Source organism: Rhizobium esperanzae (genome assembly GCF_014197615.1).
Taxonomy (GTDB): domain Bacteria; phylum Pseudomonadota; class Alphaproteobacteria; order Rhizobiales; family Rhizobiaceae; genus Rhizobium; species Rhizobium esperanzae_A.
This window is the reverse complement of record NZ_JACIFY010000037.1, coordinates 1-15525: the sequence shown is the minus strand read 5'-3', so window position 1 is coordinate 15525 and position 15525 is coordinate 1. Positions and strand designations below refer to the sequence as shown.

General features: G+C 59.3%; 17 protein-coding genes. 5 read left to right on the top strand and 12 right to left on the bottom strand.

What is annotated here, in order from left to right:
- Positions 1–107 precede the first annotated feature (107 nt).
- Together GGD57_RS28665 and GGD57_RS28660 are read left to right on the top strand one after the other, a co-directional pair.
- Positions 108–689, top strand: coding sequence for a response regulator transcription factor (locus tag GGD57_RS28665; RefSeq protein ID WP_184473545.1), 582 nt, complete (start codon positions 108–110; stop codon positions 687–689).
- Positions 690–786: 97 nt separating this feature from the next.
- A complete protein-coding gene (locus GGD57_RS28660) occupies positions 787–1275 on the top strand; it encodes a GlcG/HbpS family heme-binding protein (RefSeq protein ID WP_184473544.1) in 489 nt (162 codons plus the stop codon).
- A gap of 643 nt (positions 1276–1918) precedes the next feature.
- Here the strand turns inward: GGD57_RS28660 and GGD57_RS28655 are convergent.
- From GGD57_RS28655 to GGD57_RS28615, 10 genes are all read right to left on the bottom strand, one after another.
- The gene (locus tag GGD57_RS28655; protein ID WP_184473543.1) at positions 1919–2803 is read right to left on the bottom strand and encodes a ribokinase; all 885 of its coding nucleotides are present in this window, start codon (positions 2801–2803) and stop codon (positions 1919–1921) included.
- Entirely contained in the window at positions 2800–3672 is an 873-nt protein-coding gene (locus tag GGD57_RS28650; protein ID WP_184473542.1) for a MurR/RpiR family transcriptional regulator, read from the bottom strand. Before GGD57_RS28650 ends, GGD57_RS28655 begins: the two co-directional genes overlap by 4 nt.
- Complete coding sequence (locus GGD57_RS28645; protein ID WP_184473541.1) at positions 3669–4643, bottom strand: ABC transporter permease; 975 nt, start codon at positions 4641–4643, stop codon at positions 3669–3671. Before GGD57_RS28645 ends, GGD57_RS28650 begins: the two co-directional genes overlap by 4 nt.
- 17 nt (positions 4644–4660) lie before the next feature.
- Entirely contained in the window at positions 4661–6172 is a 1512-nt protein-coding gene (locus tag GGD57_RS28640; RefSeq protein ID WP_184473540.1) for a sugar ABC transporter ATP-binding protein, read from the bottom strand.
- 65 nt (positions 6173–6237) lie between these two features.
- Entirely contained in the window at positions 6238–7284 is a 1047-nt protein-coding gene (locus GGD57_RS28635) for a sugar ABC transporter substrate-binding protein (RefSeq protein ID WP_184473539.1), read from the bottom strand.
- A 28-nt stretch (positions 7285–7312) separates the two neighbouring features.
- A complete protein-coding gene (locus tag GGD57_RS28630; RefSeq protein WP_184473538.1) occupies positions 7313–8317 on the bottom strand; it encodes a sugar phosphate isomerase/epimerase family protein in 1005 nt (334 codons plus the stop codon).
- 337 nt (positions 8318–8654) lie between these two features.
- Positions 8655–8861 (bottom strand): hypothetical protein, encoded by a 207-nt coding sequence (locus GGD57_RS29345; RefSeq protein WP_246713756.1) that lies wholly within the window; start codon positions 8859–8861, stop codon positions 8655–8657.
- A gap of 57 nt (positions 8862–8918) precedes the next feature.
- Entirely contained in the window at positions 8919–9635 is a 717-nt protein-coding gene (locus tag GGD57_RS29340; RefSeq protein WP_432443408.1) for a branched-chain amino acid ABC transporter substrate-binding protein, read from the bottom strand.
- Positions 9636–9731: 96 nt separating this feature from the next.
- On the bottom strand, positions 9732–10892 hold the full coding sequence (locus GGD57_RS28620; RefSeq protein WP_184473537.1) for a M20 aminoacylase family protein: 1161 nt from the start codon (positions 10890–10892) through the stop codon (positions 9732–9734).
- A complete protein-coding gene (locus GGD57_RS28615) occupies positions 10892–12109 on the bottom strand; it encodes a diaminopropionate ammonia-lyase (RefSeq protein WP_184473536.1) in 1218 nt (405 codons plus the stop codon). The genes GGD57_RS28620 and GGD57_RS28615 overlap by 1 nt, the downstream gene beginning before the upstream one ends.
- Before the next feature lie 111 nt (positions 12110–12220).
- On the opposite strand from GGD57_RS28615, the gene GGD57_RS28610 reads away from it, so the two are divergent.
- The gene (locus GGD57_RS28610) at positions 12221–12709 is read left to right on the top strand and encodes an Lrp/AsnC family transcriptional regulator (RefSeq protein ID WP_184473535.1); all 489 of its coding nucleotides are present in this window, start codon (positions 12221–12223) and stop codon (positions 12707–12709) included.
- Positions 12710–12853: 144 nt separating this feature from the next.
- Positions 12854–14092 (top strand): Zn-dependent hydrolase, encoded by a 1239-nt coding sequence (locus GGD57_RS28605; RefSeq protein ID WP_184473534.1) that lies wholly within the window; start codon positions 12854–12856, stop codon positions 14090–14092.
- A gap of 135 nt (positions 14093–14227) precedes the next feature.
- Here the strand turns inward: GGD57_RS28605 and GGD57_RS28600 are convergent, their stop codons facing one another.
- Entirely contained in the window at positions 14228–14785 is a 558-nt protein-coding gene (locus GGD57_RS28600; RefSeq protein WP_184473533.1) for a threonine transporter RhtB, read from the bottom strand.
- A 126-nt stretch (positions 14786–14911) separates the two neighbouring features.
- Between GGD57_RS28600 and GGD57_RS28595 the strand changes: the two genes are divergently transcribed.
- Positions 14912–15130, top strand: coding sequence for a hypothetical protein (locus GGD57_RS28595; RefSeq protein ID WP_184473532.1), 219 nt, complete (start codon positions 14912–14914; stop codon positions 15128–15130).
- Between the two features lie 122 nt (positions 15131–15252).
- Here GGD57_RS28595 and GGD57_RS28590 read toward each other — a convergent pair.
- A partial coding sequence (locus GGD57_RS28590; protein ID WP_184473531.1) for an aminotransferase class I/II-fold pyridoxal phosphate-dependent enzyme occupies positions 15253–15525 on the bottom strand: 273 nt, incomplete at its 5' end.

The following is a 15525-nucleotide window of genomic DNA, read 5'->3' as shown; positions in this document are numbered from 1 at the left end:
GGCAAGAACAGCAGCCATGCTCCCCGCTCCTTGACCAGTTGTGCGGCACGCTCGCTCTTGTGGAAGCCGACATTGTCGAGAATGACGACATCGCCTGGAAGCGCCACATGATTTACCTTGTCGACGACGACGCTTCCGTTCGTGAGGCAATGACCCTTTTGCTCGCTACATACGGCAAGGAAGTGAGAACTTTTTCCCACGCTACGCACCTCCTCACAAATATCGAGATAGCGCAGCCCGGCATCCTCATCCTTGACTTGAGGATGCCGGCGACGAGTGGCTTGCAGCTTCTGAAAAAGTTAGATGAATTGCGCATCCGGTGGCCGGCGTTGATGATCACTGGTCATGGTGATGTGGAAGCATGCCGCCGCGCGTTCAAAGCGGGCGTGATAGATTTTCTTGCCAAACCGGTCGACGAACATGTTCTGATGGAAGCGATCGCTTCGTGCGAGGCCGCTCTCGACGATCTCCTGATCCGCCAGGAAAGCGGGCGACTGCTTGAACGGCTTACGTCTCGTGAACTTGAAGTAATGGATCTCGCGTCGAAAGGCTTTAGCAGCAAGGAGATTGCGGCAGCGCTCGATGTTTCGGTCAGAACGGTGGATAGCCATCGGGCGAGCATCGCAATGAAGGTTGGAACCCCGGCAGTGGCGGAACAGACGCGCATCTGGCTCGCCGCACGTCAGTAATATTACCGACTCCCCTCAGTGTCGGTGCGAATTCAGGACGATTGCGCGATGATCTAGGTTGGCAAGCAGCAACACAACAACTGGAAGGTTTGCCAAAATGAAGATTACCCTACTCTCGATCGCGGTTTCCACCCTTGTCGCTGCCTCGGCCTTCGCTGAGGATACTGTGCAACAGACCAGCCTCGGCACGACCCTTGCAGTCGAAATTGCCCAAACAGCTGTCTCTGCATGCTCCAGCGATGGGTACAACGTATCCGCGGCCGTGACCGACCGATCCGGAGTTCTCTTGGCTCTTGTCCGAGCCGAGAGCGCGGGGCCTCATACGGTGAATTCATCGAGCGCCAAGGCCTTCACATCCGCTTCCTCGCGAAACACGACCGGCGCGTTGGCCGAGAACGCCGCCAAGAACGCCGGGGCAGCTGGCCTCGTTGACATTCCAGGGTTCCTCGTTCTAGCGGGTGGCATACCGATCAAGATCGGAAAAGATGTGGTGGGAGCGATCGGTGTGGGAGGTGCGCCAGGCGGCAATTTGGATGAGGCCTGTGCCAATAAGGCAATCGAGAAGATAGCCACGCGCCTCAAGTAATCGGCACGCCTTTGGCCTCGGCTACCTGAACAAGCGTCTCGCCAGCGGCAATATCGTTGGCGATTGGCTTCTCGATCAATGCGGGGACGCTGCCATCAGGGCCGGAGGTCGCAGTGTTTCGAACGGTCGGAGACGTCGATGCTGGAGAAGTGCGGATAGCCTCGGCAAGAAGTGCCGCCTATACGAAGCAGCTCGAACGTATTCTTGAAAAAGCCGTGGTCTCGCACACTGACAGCCCGGCGGCTGCCGTCCATCTCCTTGTCAGCTCGCAGTGCGACGCGGCTGCGGGATTGACGGAATTCCTCGTTCAGATTTCGGGGCGAACTTCCGGCTTCCGGCTGGTGGAGGGCGTTCTCCGAAATTCCCCAGACGATCGCCGTGCAGCGAAGATCCGTTCACGCCTCAGGCTACTTTACGGATTTCGTACGCCATCTGAACGGAAGTGCTGGGGGAGACCACGAGGTGGCGATGGCGGTGACCAATCTTCCGCGACGGCCGCGTGCGGAAACTGGTTTTGCCTGCCTGACGAGCAAACCGGCTCCACGACATCCTCGGGCACGGAGTCGTGAAGTCCCTCACCGATAAGTGCCTGCACAAATCATGCGCCCCTCCCTTCTAGGCCAACTGCTAGCGAACGCTGTTTTTACTCAGGATGCCGCGTGCTCACTAGGATCGCGGCGGCCCGGTTGGCAGCTTGCAAAGCCGTATGGATTTCCTTCCCGCGCGCTAGTTCGGCGGCAAGGACACCCGTGAACTCGTCGCCTGCTCCATGGGTGCTGACGAGTTCGACCTTGATCGCGGCGACCGTGAACTCATCGCCCCCCTTCGTGGCGCATGCCACACCTTCCCCGCCAGCCGTCACCACGACGACAGGGAACCGATCGGCCAATTGCCTCGCAGCGCCGAGCGCGCCAGCCAAAGTGTCGACCACTGGAACCGCAGCCAATTGCTCGGCCTCGATAGCATTGACGACGAGTACGTCGACAAGTTGCTCCAACTCTTCCGACAAGTGCCGGGCGGGGGCAGAATTCAATACCACCTGACCGCCAACAGCCTTAATCGCTCGCGCAGCAGAGACGTTGGCATGATCAGGGACTTCGTTTTGCAACACCAAGACCCCGCCCGCCGCGAAAACCTCGCTTGCGGCGTCGACATCCGGCTGGCCGAGCGTGAGGTTGCTGCCCGACACGATCACCGCGCCGTAATCACCCTCGCTGTCGAAGATTGCGACGCTCATGCCGCTCCCGACGCCGGCCACCGTCTTGACGAAGCGGTGGTCCACATTGCCGCGCGCGAGATTTTCTGTCAGGGCGCGACCGAAGTCATCGTTGGCCACAGCGCCGATCATATGCGAGCGCACCCCGGCCTTCGCGGCGGATAACGCCTGGTTGCCACCCTTGCCGCCGCATTTTGGATGCCAGCTGTTTCCCGTCACTGTCTCACCTTTCCGGGGACGCGCCGGGCCATGCACCATGATGTCGTAATGCAGGCTGCCGAAGACGACAACGGAGGGTGAGGCGGTGGTCATGGAAGCTTGTCCTTGCGCTTGGATGTGACGGCGGACATCGTCTTTTCGAGATTTCTCTCCGCCGCCTGGTAGTTTCTCTTGGCGACCGCCATGAAAAGCGCGTCGAGTATGTTGAGTTGCGCGATCCGCGCCGCCGCGTTCTCGCCCATCAGAGGCGATCCCTGCGCCGTAGAACATAAGACGATGTCGGCGATCTGCGCCAAGGCCGATCCGCCGTAATTGGTGATGGCGATCGTCCGCGCACCCGACTTCCGCGCAAGCTGTATCGCTTCGATCACCGCCGTGGTGTTGCCCGAATGCGAGAAGCCGATGGCCACGTCGTCCGCTCCGAGCAGCGATGCCGACATCAACATCATGTGCGAGTCGTCCTGAACGTTGCACCGGACGCCGATCCTCAGAAACTTGTGAGCGACGTCCCGCGCAATTTGCGCCGAGCCTCCGACACCGTAGAAATCGCGTTGTCCCGGTTTCGCCAACAAGTCGGCGGCGCGATCAAAGCCATCGACATCAATGATCGCAAGGGTTTCTTCCAGCGCGTTGATCGACGTGCGGAAGACCTTCTGGATGATTTCCTGGGAGCTGTCTTCCGCGGACAGTTCCTGATGCATTTCCGCTGTGGGGAGCTTATTGTAGCTCGAAACCGCCGTGCGGAAGTCACGGAATCCTGTAAAGCCCAGCTTCTTGGTGATCTTCACCACCATCGCCTCGGACACTCCGGCTTCGGCCGCCAAGTCCTTGAGAGCGGTGTCTTCCGAGAAATCCCTCAGTCCGAATACGGTCTCGACGACGCGTGCCTCCAAGGGGGTGAGCTGGGGCATCATCATCCGGATGCGCGGGCCCACCGCCTTGAGATCATTTGCAGAATTCATCCCCGTCCCCTTGTGACGCGATCGATCATCATCGCGACAAGGATAATAAGGCCAGTGGCAAGAAGTTGGTAGAAGGCCTGGACGTTCATCAACGTCAATCCGTTGCGCATCGCCCCGAGAATGATCGCGCCGAGCAGCGTGCCGATGACGCTGCCCTTGCCGCCCATCAGCGAAGCCCCTCCGATGGCCGCTGCAGCAATCGCGTCGAGCTCCCACAGGTTACCCAGGATCGGCTCGGCGGCACCAAGGCGGCCGATGAGGATCATAGAGGCGAGCGCCGCGAGAACAGCGGAAATCACATAAGCGGTAATCTTGGTCATCGCGATCGGGACACCGGCGACATAAGCCGCTTCTTCGTTGCCACCGACGGCGAGGAGGTATTCACCCATCGGCGTCTTCTTGAGAAGCACCCAGGCGAAAAGTGCGACGAAAGCCACCATGATGACCGAATTCGGAATACCAGCCACACTCCCGTTGAACAGCGATCGGAAGCTTTGCGGGACACCGAGCACCGGATTGCCGCCGGTATAGATGAGCGCGATGGCGCGATAAGTACTGAGCGTTCCGAGCGTCACAATGAAGGGCTGCAACCCGGCATAGGCGACGAGCACGCCGTTGACGAGACCGCAGAGGACACCAATGCCGAGCCCCGCGAGGATGGCGACCGGTACCGGGATGCCGGCCACAAGCAACGTAGCCGAGATGACGGCGGCGATCGCCGCGGTTGGTCCGACAGAGAGGTCGATACCGCCCGAGATGATCACCAGCGTCATGCCGAGCGCGAGGCAGGCGTTGATGCTGGATTGCTGGAGGATGTTCAGAAGGTTTCTTTGCGAGAGGAAATCGGGAGCCAACAGGCCGAAGATCAGCACGATGGCGACAAGGCCGATCAGCGTGCCGGCGTCGCGGACCGACAACGATCCGAGAAATTTGGACGACGGCGCTGCGGCATTTTCGATGGTGTCGGACATAAGCTTGTTCCTGTTGGTCACGCCGAGCCGAGGCGGCTATTGGTAGTGCCGACGGCGTGGGAGACGATGGTTTCTTCGCTGAGCTCGTGGCGGCCAAGTTCGACGACGACAGCGCTGTCGCGCATCACGAGCACGCGGTCGGACAGCCTCATCACTTCCGGAAGCTCTGAGGAGACGACGATCACGCAATGACCATCGGCGGCGAGTTCTTCAATCAGATGATAGATTTCGGATTTCGCGCCAACGTCGATGCCGCGGGTCGGCTCGTCGAAGAGAAGGATGCGCGAGCCGGCGGCGAGCCAGCGCGCGATGATGGCCTTCTGCTGGTTGCCGCCGCTGAAAAGTCTGATTGGGCGATCGAGCTGAAAGGGCCGCAGATTGACTCGCTTGAGAAGGTTTTCCGCCGTTCGCTGGAGCTTGCGGTGGTTGATGATGCCTGCTTTCGAAAAACGCGCCATCGAAGGCAGAGCCATATTCGACGTCACCGACCTCCCGGGAATGATCCCTTCCCGCTTGCGCTCTTCGGGCAGGAGGCCGATCCCGGCGGCGATGGCCGCGCGAGGATCGGAAAGCGCCAAAGTCGTCCCGTCCACCTTTACCGTGCCGGCCGTCACCCTGTCGGCGCCGGAGAGCGCACGCAGAAGCTCGGTCCGACCGGAGCCGACCAGACCAGCCACGCCGAGAACTTCCCCCTGATGGAGGTCGAACGAAACGTCGCGGATACGATGGCTGGAAAGGTTGCGGACTTCGACGCTCACCGTAGCGGTTGCGTGCGAATGGTGCTCTTCGACCAGCAGTTCGCGGCCGACCATCATGGCGATGACATCTTCCGGCGCCGTCTTCTTGAGATCGACCCCTGCGCGGACGACCCGCCCGTCACGCATCACGGTTGCCCTTTGGCAGACTCGGAAGACCTCGTCCATCTTGTGAGATACATAGATGATCGACACGCCGTTCGCGGCAAGCCGCTCGATGATTTCGGCAAGTCTTTCGAATTCACTGGGTGTCAGGCTCGATGTCGGCTCGTCCATGGCGACGATCTTGGCCCTGTCAAGGAGTGCACGGGCGATCTCGACGACCTGCCGTTGGGCGACTTTCAGCGAGGAAATCGGCGCAGACGGATCAATCGCCGGATCGATCATCGCCAGGGCTTCGGCGGCTCGACGCTCCTGCTCGCGACGGTCGACGATGATACCGCCGAGCTTGGTGAGGGAATGACCGAGAAACATGTTCTGAGCGACAGTGAGATGGGGGACTTGCTGAAGCTCCTGATGGATCATGGCGATCCCCGCCTGACGGGCGCTTTCCGGTTTGCCGAAATGATGGATTACCTCGTCGACCTTGACCTCGCCTTCCGTCGGCCTGAAGACGCCGGAGAGGATGCGCAGCAGGGTTGATTTTCCCGCGCCGTTCTCACCAAGAAGGGCGTGGATTTCACCCGGCGCAACATCGAAAGAGACTTCCGCGAGCGCCTTCACGCCGGGGAAGACCTTGGAGATGTTCTCGAACGCCAGTCTGGGAGAAGCCATGGAACCGAAACCTTTGAGAATGAGGACGACCGGCTGAGTGCCGGCCGCCCCGCCTGGGGAGGCGTTTACTTGCCTGCGGCCTTCATCAATACCGAGCGCACGTCGACCCCCTCGCCTTGGAAGTCCTTGATGTTCTCTTTGGTGATCAGGGCCTGCGGCGTCGCGACAACGCGCGGCAGCTTTTGGCCGGCGACGAGGCGGAGCGCCACTTCCATAGCGACCTCACCCGTCAGAACCGGAAAACTATCAACAGTGCCAGTAAGCTCACCGGCGGCGATCGATTTGTAGGCGTCGGAGATGCCATCTGTCCCGAAGACCACCACCTTGTCCTGCAAGCCGGCTGCCTTGACAGCCTCAACGACACCGAGCGCCATACCGTCATTGTTGCAATAGAAGCCGACGAGGTCCGGATGCTGCTGCAGGATGTTGGTCGCCGCGTCATAAGACATCTGACGATCCCAGTTGCCGGGAACACTGGAGACGACGGTGAACTTGCCGCCTTCCTCGATCGTGCTCTTGAAGCCGTCGGTGCGCTGCACAGCAGCATAAACACCCGCCTGCCCCTCGATGATCGCGACCTTGCCGCCGTTCGGGCGGTTGTCGATGAACCACTTGGCGACGCGCACGCCATTGTCACGCTGAACGTTGCCGACATAGTGCTCCGCCTGCGGGATCACGGCGTCGTTGACATTCACGACGGGGACGTTGGCCGCGTTGGCCTGTTCCACGACAGGCTGGAGATTGGCGTCGGTCTGCGGAGACACCAGCAAGACATTGTAGCCCTGGGTGACCATGCCTTCGGCGATCGTCAGCTGGCCGAGTTGGTCGCCTTCACTCTGGGCGGCCTGATAGGCGACAGCAACACCGAGCTTGTCAGCGAACTTCTGATAACCTTCGCCGAGCGAGCGCCAATATTCATTAGTCAGCGTCTTGGAGACACCGCCGACTTTCAGACATTCCGGCAGTTTCGGCATTGCGCCAAGCTTAGCATCGAGATCGGACCAGTCCATGCGGTCCGGCTCGGAGTCTGAGTTGAGGGGCTTCAGTTCCTGCGCTGTCGCGATGCCAGCACAAAGGGTGGCGGCAAGAGCCGCGGCGAAAAGTCTGTTCATGGAATTCCTCCCGGGGGGTTAAGCTGGTTCAGTGGTCCGCGCCGAACATCAACTCCTGTACAATGGCCTGCGTGGAAACGGCGTCCTGTCGGTCAATCGCGCTCGAAAGGCGATTGTCCTGCTCGAGGCGGTCGACGACCTTCAACATCCGTTGGACGGTCTTGATGTTGACCTCGCATTCGCGAACCGGGTCGAGACCGGTCAGATCAGGGAACGTGTCGAAGTAGATCGCGCCGTCATAGCCGTCCCGGCGGATCTGGCGGAGCAACTCGACGGTCTGGAGCGTGTGCACCGCACCGACCATCAACCCGTCATCGCGCTTGGCATATCCATCGTTCAGATGGACCCCAAGGATCCGGCTGTGGCGCGCGATCAGCGCTGCAGCAAAGGCCGGCTGTTCGTCGGCATAGAGGACATGGGCGAGGTCGAGCGTCACTCCAAGGTTCTTTGCGCCGACTTCCTTGATGGCGAGCAGCGTGGTCGCGGCATCGGGCATCAAGCTGTATGAGCGCGGCTCGTTCGGCTTGTATTCGATGGAGATCAGGCAGTCCGGGTCATGCAAGCAAACTTCACGGATTCCGTCGATCTCGTGTTGCCACATAGCTGTGTAGTCGGCCTGAAAGGCGTAGTCGAAGCCATCCTGCCCGAGCCAGATCGTCATCAGCTTCGATCCGGCTTCTCTCGCTGCGTCAATGCCCTTCTTCGTCAGATCGATCGCCTCACGCCGGACGGCCTTTTCCGGATGGGTGAATGCGCCCAGCTTGAAATCCGGGTTGGTGTAATACCGCATGGCGAAACCATTGATCTGCAGACCGAGATCGCCCAGTCTGCGAGACATTTCGGCCGGATTGTCGTTCACATGATCGGGATAGTTGAGGTCGAGGTCGGTCAAACCGTTAACGCGGGCAGCGCGCGCCGCCATCTGTATCACTGAAGGCTTTCCGGGCTGCCCCGGCCAGGCGAGGTGCGCACCAGAGGCGAAGGAATTCAGTCGTGTGGCAAAACGTGTCTGGCTCAAAGCAATTCGTCCCATCCTGTAAAGTCATGCACAACTTCATAGACTTTAAAACATTTGTAAAGCAAAATGTGCGCGCTCGAATCTTGAATAATCCCAAAAGTGAGATATGCCTTCAGTAGGCACCTACTAAATTATGATAGCGTTCCGCGATTGTTGCGACGCAAAAACAAGCGGTTAAATAGCCGCCCTTAGCCAACTGCAGGCCTAAATGAGAGTCTTGCAGTTGAACGGAATAGAACCGACGACCCCTTCGTTCTGCGGGTGTTGCCGTCCCGGCGGTGAAGGCGCGCCGCCCCCAAGCGCGCAAACAGAATAATGCTACGGGCAGCAAAGCCCGCCTTCCAGTTCCGAATTACCGGCGCACGAGCCCGATAAGGAGCGGAAATACGGCCTTGCCGGCGAATGCCCCCATGATAAGGAATCCGATGATAATCCTGACCCTCGAAGGTCGGCCGATCACGAAAGTCGTGCTTGCGTCGTAGCTGGCGTTTTGCCCCTTCCTCAGCCGCAGGTATTGAAGGATGTTGGCGATAGAAGCGGCAAGCGGAATGTATGCCATTGCCGGCCACCCAGACGAACAGCTCGCGTCGGAGATAGAAGGCGGCGTCGCCGCCGATCATTGCGATCTTGTTGCCCTGGTCGCGCAACTGACGCAGGATGAGGCCGTGTAGACGCCACCGAAATAGATGACGTCGGCCTTGGTTTCCTTAATCTTGGCAATGAGCGCCGAATAATCCTTTTCGCCGACGGTGATGCCTTCAAAGCCGACCTCGGTCAGGCCGCCGGCATTGATCGTCTTCTTGACCTCTTCGACCAGGCCCTGGCCGTACGGGGTCTTGTCGTGAACGAGGAACACGTTCTTTCCGGCAAAATTCTTCGTCAGATAATTCCCCGCAACGGTGCCTTGCTGGTCATCGCGGCCGCAAGTGCGGAAGGTGTTCCAGAGACCGCGCTCCGTGAATTTCGGGTTCGTCGACGCCGGTGTGACCTGCAGCATGCCATTTTCGGCATAGACATCCGATGCCGGGATCGAGGCGCCGGAATTCTGGTGGCCGATCACGAACTGGGCGCCGGCGGCTGCGAGACGGTTTGCCACTGAAACAGCCTGTTTCGGATCGCCTGCATCGTCTTCAACCTGCAGGACGAGCTTTTCCCCCAGGATGCCGCCCGCGGCGTTGATGTCCTCGATCGCCTGCTTAACGCCGTTGAGGTTCTGTTCGCCCACTGCGGCGCTGCCGCCCGTGATCGGACCACCCCAACCAATCGTCATGTCGGCGAGCGCCGGAGTGCTGATTGCGGCAAGCATGGTTGCTGCCAGAAGAAACTTCTTCATCGTCATTCCCCTTTTTTGAATGTTGCGACAGTGGGTTGATCGGAGCTTGCTGCTCCACTCCCCGACCGCTGACGCTTTGCGGCCGGGAGCTTCGTCTCAGGAGGAAACGGCCTCCGGTAGACGACGCCGCACGATGGCGGCATGGGTTTTGACGCCATAGGACAGGCCGGCGTCATTGTCATAACTCGGGTTGTGAAGAGGAGCCGAGCCCCAGCCGTTCCCGAGGTTCAGGAAGCAGCCGGGAACCCGGCTGAGGTAATGGGCGAAATCCTCCGATCCGGTGAATGGTTCAGTGATCGTCTGAACGCTTTCCGACGGAAGGAAAGTGCGGGCGGCTTCGAAGACCTCGTCCGTGAGTTCGGCGTCGTTGATCAACGGAACGAATTCGCGCGTATACTTGATTTCCGCAGAGACGTTGTAGGCTGCCGCAGTCGCCTCGGCGATGATCCGCATCTGTTTCTCGATATTCTCGCTGACCTCGGCCTTGAAGCTGCGGGCATCGCCAAGGATGCGAGCCAGGCCCGGAAGCGCATTCCGAGTGCCGTCGGTGAGGAGTTCGGTAACCGAGACCACGGCAACGTCGGTCGGGCTGACCCTGCGCGAAACGATCGTCTGGAGGTTCGTCACCACTGCGCAGGCGGCCACCAGAACCTCGTTGCCCCAATGCGGACGTGCGGCGTGCCCGCCAACGCCCCTCAGGATGATCTCGAAGTTATCCTCGGCCGACATCATGGCGCCGGACTTCGTCATCAAAACGCCGACTGGAACGCCGGGCATATTGTGAATCCCGTAGATCTCCTCGAACGGGAAACGATCCATCAAGCCGTCATCGAGCATCGACAGCGCGCCCCTGCCCCACTCCTCCGCCGGCTGGAAGATGAAACGGACGGTGCCGTCGAATCCGCCTTCGGACGCAAGGTGCTTGGCAGCTCCGAGCAGCATGGTCGTGTGACCATCATGACCGCAGGCGTGCATCACGCCGGGATTTACAGACTTGTAGGCCAGATTGCTTTGCTCGTTGATGCGGAGGGCATCCATGTCGGCGCGAAGCGCGATAGAGCGATTGCTCGTCCCCCGCTTCAGGGTCCCGACGACGCCCGTTCCTCCGAGACCCTCGGCAACCTCGAGGCCGAACTCGCGCAGCTTTGCAGCGACGAACGCCGAAGTACGCTTCTCCTCGAAGCCGAACTCGGGGTGCTGATGGAGATCGCGCCTCCATGTTGTCATCTCTTCCTGCAGCTTTTGAAGGTCAGCCATTACCGTGCCCCCGCCATTTCAATGCTCGAACGAGCCGCGATATCTTCTGGAGAGGCACCGACAAGCTTCTGATAGAGCGCTGGATCGGTAGCGCCCTCGGTGTTGATGAGAAATACGCGACTGTCCTTGCCAAGCTTCAGCTTCGAGCGGAGATCCTGATGGCCGGATATCTTGATCAGGGCAGCAAGACCGACGCCCCCGCTTTCGCCGGAAACGACGGCGGGATCGCCCGGCTCCGGATTGGCGAGACGGCGCATCGCGCCGACGGCTTCCTCTTCCTCGACGGTCATGAACGCATCGGCGCTGCGGGACAGGATGCGCCAGGCCACCAGCGACGGTTCGTAGCATTCCAGCATCGCCATGACCGTCGGTTCGCCATGTTCGATCTTGACGGCCTTGCCTGCACGGGCGCTTTCGACGAGGCAGGCCGCCCGGGAAGGATCGACAACTGTGAAGAATGGACGATCGTCACCGTAGAGAAGGGTGAAGTAGCCTGCCACGGCTGCCGCGATACCACCCACGCCTGATTGGATGAATACATGCGTCGGACGTTCGGGTATCTGCCGAACCGTCTCTCTCAGGAGCGCAGTGTAACCCTGCATCACGAAGCCCGGGATCCGTTCGTAGCCCGGCCACGACGTATCGGAAACGGTCTGCCACCCCTTCTCGGAGGCAATACGCGACGCTTCGGCAACCGATTCATCGTAGTTTCCTTCGACCCGGATAATCTCTGCTCCGAACCGCGCGATTGCTGCGATGCGCTCGGCGCTGACACCGGAGTGCACGAAGATCGCGCAGGTCGCGCCGACGAGCTGTGCCCCTTGCGCCACCGAACGACCATGGTTTCCATCGGTCGCGCAGGCCACGGTCAGTCGGCGTGCGACAGCCTTCACCTCGGGCGAATGTAGTTCGGCGATATCGACCTCCCGGCCGAATTCGCGCGAAGCTTCCTCGAGCACGAGACGAATGACGGCGTATGAGCCACCGAGAGCCTTGAAGCTTCCGAGACCGAGACGGTGGCCCTCATCCTTGATGTGGATCGACGTCACGTCCAACTTGTCCGCGAGATGAGACAGCGAAACGAGAGGTGTCTCCTTGTGACCTTCACGATGGTTGAGAAACCGCTCGACTTCCTCGGCCGCAGCCAGGCTCAGTGTTTCCGCGTCGGACGGATCCAGTGTCTTTCCGTGGTCCGTGTTTTCGTTCAGTAACAGCATCCCGTCGTCCACCCGCTAAAAATTATTAATTAATGATATTGCAAGCTGCTTCAAATTTGCGCTTAAATTTGGCCTTCTCGACGAAGGTTTGACTGCTAAATGGGTGCATAAATGAGCGAAAATTCAGCAAGCGATGAAATCACACTTGATCGCACCGACAAGGCGATCCTGAAGCTGCTGCAGCAAGACAACAAAATGTCCCAACGTAAGATTGCCGAGTTGGTCAATCTTTCGGCACCAGCCGTGCAGCGCCGGATCAAGCGCCTCGAGGAAACGGGTGTTATTCAGGCCAACGTCGCCATCGTCGATCCGGCAAAGGTTGGTCAGCCGATCATTCTCTTTGCTCAAGTCGCCATGGAGAGCGAGCGGACGGATCTCTATGAGATGGCGAAGCGTTCCTTTGTGGCCGCGCCCGAAGTGCAGCAATGCTACTATGTCACCGGCGAAGCCGACTTCATGCTGGTGATTTCGGTCAGATCCATGAGCGACTACGAAGCCCTCACCCGTCGCCTGTTTTTCGAAAACAACAATGTGAAGCACTTCCGGACGTTCGTTGCGATGGACCGGGTCAAAGTCGGACTATCGATTCCACTGGGTTGACGCGCCTCGCAAGTCTCATTCGTTCGAAGGCCTTGAATGATACAAAGTTGCAAAACGATCCCGATAAATCAGCCCAAATTGATGTGGTTTCAGACTATCTTGTCGCGACTTTAGCGATCTTGCGGATTGGGGAGCCACGCGCCGATGAACAGTCTTGCCATCAATGACGAGCGACTGCTCCGTTGCCTTCGCCGCCTTGGCGAGATTGGGCGCGACGCAGAAGGCAGGCTCGTTCGCCTTGCCGCTTCCGATGCTGAAAAATTGGGCCGCGATCAGTTTGTCGATTGGCTCAAGGAAGCTGGTATCGAGGTCGCAGTTGATCGCATCGGCAACATCTTCGGTATCTGGCGGTCGGACGGCGTTGTCGACAACGCTCCACTGATGCTCGGATCCCACATCGATACCGTGATCAACGCCGGCATCTACGATGGTTGTTATGGCGTCATCTCCGGCTTGGAAGTTATTGCGACGCTCAAGGAAGCTGGCTTCCAACCGTCGAGACCAATAGTTGTGGCCGCATTCACGAACGAAGAAGGCGTGCGTTACGCCCCCGACATGATGGGCTCACTTGTCTACGCCGGAGGCCTCAGCACCGAAGAGGGCTTGGCAAGCGTCGGCACCGATGGCTCGGTGCTTGGAGAGGAACTGGTCCGGATCGGCTATGCGGGCGAAAACGAGCCGGGCTTCCTGAGGCCCCATGCCTACATCGAACTTCATATCGAGCAGGGTCCGGTTCTCGAACGGGAAGGCATTCCTTTGGGCGCCGTCCAAAATCTGCAAGGGATCTCTTGGCAGAAGGTGACCATCGAAGGTGACGCCAACCACGCTGGCACCACTCCGATCTCGATGCGGCGAGATGCGGGATATGCCGCCGCGCGCGTGATCACATTCCTGCGCGAGCGTGCAAAAGCATCCAACACGCCAACCGTGGCTACGGTCGGATGTATCACATTCGAGCCCAACGCCATCAACGTCATCCCTTCCCGCGCGACGTTCACAGTGGATCTCCGGGATCCCGATGAGGATCGGCTGAAGCAGGAGGAAGCAGCCTTGGCCGCATTCCTGGAAACGCTGTCCCAGGAAGAACAGGTCACCATCGGTGTCGAGCGGATGGCGAGGTTCCAACCAGTCAAATTCGACGAGGGCATTGTGAGGGCCATCGAGAGCTGTGCTGCGGCCCGAGGGCTGGCTCACAAGCGCATGACATCCGGAGCGGGTCACGATGCGCAGATGATCGCCCGCATTGCGCCGGCGGCCATGATTTTCGTACCGAGCAGGAATGGCATCAGCCACAATCCAAAGGAATTCACATCAGATGAGGATCTTGTGGCAGGTGCGAACATTCTTTTGGATGTCGTTCGCACGCTCACCTCTGAGGCATAGAGGAGGCCACTGACATCGGCCATCATCGCCCCGTCAGTTGCCGCATGTCCGGCTCCAATAACGCGGCTATGCGATCGCTTATAACATCCCCCCAAGCTTGCCTCCTCCGCCGAGTAAGCCCCTGGAGTTTCCCCGTCAAAATGCGCTGACGGTGAGCGCAGCGGAGAATATGAAGAGAGTTGCGGAGCTACATCGCCGGGCAAACAAGGGTATCTGTTTTTCGCCTCCCAGCACGATCCTGCCCATCGACAGCCAGACAAAGGAGGCGAGAAGCACCATGAAGGCGAGAACGGCGACAATGGCTATCGATGATGCCTGCTGCGCGGGAGGGATTATTGTCAGCCCGATTATGAACCCCTTGGGGTTCAACAGCGTCGTCACGGCCAGCTGTCGTATTCTTACGACCGTGACAGGGCTCGATCCGACACCCCAGAGCCGGAGCGCGAGGTAGAAGACCCAAGTCGCCGAAGCAAGTTTGACGGCCTGCGAAATCGCGGGATGATCACGGAGAATGGGAGCGGCGAGACCGGAGACCGAAAGAACAATCGCAAGATAGGCGAAGACGACCGTTGCAAGAAGCATGATCGCCCGCCTGGACGTCTGCCCCTGAGATGCGATCGCCAATATCGCATTGGTTGGTCCGGGCAAAATGAGAAGCGTGAAAACGCTCGCCGAAAAAGGAAGAAGATGCACTGTTATAGGTCCTTCGGTTCCTGCGTTCCTGACACGGCCGGCCTGACGGGTCGTTGATAAAGATCATTTTCAGCTGGAACATTCTCTGTTGCCTGCCGTTTATTTCAGTCAACTTGAGGTTTCCCCATGCCTCGCCTGATCAGTTTCATGCTCACTCGATTGGCCACGGGCTTCGCAATTGGATGCGTTGTCGGGTTCCTGGTTTGGCAGAACGGCTTTTTGCCCTTCGGTTCCGCGGCAGGGGAGGTTCAGCACTATATTGCCCAGGGTCTGTTCATCTATCTCTTCGCGAGCACGATAAGCATGGGCTATCTCGCCACAGCTCTTCTGCTGGAAGCGGAGTAGTCCCGTTTTTTCATCGAAGTCGCGCCCTATAGAAAGAGCAGGCAAACACCGAGTGCGGCGCTTCGGCGGACTTCATGCCTGTGCTTCGGCCATGATCATATTCCGCGTCTTGCCCTGTATTCTCAGGCGACCATCCTTGCGAGCGCGCAGCGCGACCAGAGCGAATGCAGCGCCTCGACGAGATGGGCGATATCGGCATCGGAATGCAGCGGCGTCGGCGTGATGCGCAGCCGCTCGGTCTTCTTCGGCACTGTGGGATAATTGATCGGCTGGACATAGACGCCGCAATTATCGAGCAGCAGGTCGGAGATCCACTTGCACTTGGCCGCATCGCCGACCAGCACCGGCACGATATGGCTCGGATTGGGCATATGCGGAATGCCGTTCTGGTCGAG

Bases quoted from the DNA above. Each gene is read 5' to 3' on its own strand.
- GGD57_RS29345 (WP_246713756.1), bottom strand. From the start codon at position 8,861: ATGGCATACATTCCGCTTGCCGCTTCTATCGCCAACATCCTTCAATAC.
- GGD57_RS28640 (WP_184473540.1), bottom strand. From the start codon at position 6,172: ATGGCTTCTCCCAGACTGGCGTTCGAGAACATCTCCAAGGTCTTCCCC.
- GGD57_RS29340 (WP_432443408.1), bottom strand. From the start codon at position 9,635: ATGAAGAAGTTTCTTCTGGCAGCAACCATGCTTGCCGCAATCAGCACT.
- GGD57_RS28605 (WP_184473534.1), top strand. From the start codon at position 12,854: ATGAACAGTCTTGCCATCAATGACGAGCGACTGCTCCGTTGCCTTCGC.
- GGD57_RS28660 (WP_184473544.1), top strand. From the start codon at position 787: ATGAAGATTACCCTACTCTCGATCGCGGTTTCCACCCTTGTCGCTGCC.
- GGD57_RS28595 (WP_184473532.1), top strand. From the start codon at position 14,912: ATGCCTCGCCTGATCAGTTTCATGCTCACTCGATTGGCCACGGGCTTC.
- GGD57_RS28655 (WP_184473543.1), bottom strand. From the start codon at position 2,803: ATGACCACCGCCTCACCCTCCGTTGTCGTCTTCGGCAGCCTGCATTAC.
- GGD57_RS28645 (WP_184473541.1), bottom strand. From the start codon at position 4,643: ATGTCCGACACCATCGAAAATGCCGCAGCGCCGTCGTCCAAATTTCTC.
- GGD57_RS28665 (WP_184473545.1), top strand. From the start codon at position 108: ATGATTTACCTTGTCGACGACGACGCTTCCGTTCGTGAGGCAATGACC.
- GGD57_RS28635 (WP_184473539.1), bottom strand. From the start codon at position 7,284: ATGAACAGACTTTTCGCCGCGGCTCTTGCCGCCACCCTTTGTGCTGGC.
- GGD57_RS28630 (WP_184473538.1), bottom strand. From the start codon at position 8,317: ATGGGACGAATTGCTTTGAGCCAGACACGTTTTGCCACACGACTGAAT.
- GGD57_RS28620 (WP_184473537.1), bottom strand. From the start codon at position 10,892: ATGGCTGACCTTCAAAAGCTGCAGGAAGAGATGACAACATGGAGGCGC.
- GGD57_RS28650 (WP_184473542.1), bottom strand. From the start codon at position 3,672: ATGAATTCTGCAAATGATCTCAAGGCGGTGGGCCCGCGCATCCGGATG.
- GGD57_RS28615 (WP_184473536.1), bottom strand. From the start codon at position 12,109: ATGCTGTTACTGAACGAAAACACGGACCACGGAAAGACACTGGATCCG.
- GGD57_RS28610 (WP_184473535.1), top strand. From the start codon at position 12,221: ATGAGCGAAAATTCAGCAAGCGATGAAATCACACTTGATCGCACCGAC.